Annotated in this window: 1 protein-coding gene; it reads right to left on the bottom strand. The window is 66.9% G+C overall.

Annotation, left to right across the window (positions count from 1 at the left end):
• A partial coding sequence (locus tag I6F37_RS44090) for a hypothetical protein (RefSeq protein WP_225154999.1) occupies nt 1-390 on the bottom strand: 390 nt, incomplete at both ends.

Raw genomic sequence — 390 nt, 5'->3', positions numbered from 1 at the left:
GGCGCGCTGCTGGAAGCGTTGGGCGTCACGCATGTACACGCCCAGGTCGCCGAGCGACTTGCCGGCGAAGTCGTAGTTCTCGAAGTAACCGAGGCCGAGGTCGAGCTCCCACTTGCGCTCTTCCCAGATGGCGTCGAAGTTCTGGAGGAACGGCGGCATGTTGCGCCCGATGCGGGCGGCGCGGTAGCCGATCTCCCATTCGGAGGTGATCGGCACCTCGCCCTCGTAGAGGAACGGACCACCCATGCGCTGCACGAGACCGCCTGCGGGTGGCAGCGGCAGCTGGTGCGCGGCGATCTGAGTGCCCCACGCGGCATCGTGCACGAACATCATGCCGAGCGGAGAGAACCCGCGCGGCCAGTGGAAGTCGACGAACCAGAAGCGCTCCTC

Source organism: Bradyrhizobium sp. NBAIM08, from assembly GCF_020193935.1.
GTDB lineage: Bacteria > Pseudomonadota > Alphaproteobacteria > Rhizobiales > Xanthobacteraceae > Bradyrhizobium > Bradyrhizobium yuanmingense.
This window is presented reverse-complemented; position numbering and strand designations above follow the sequence as displayed.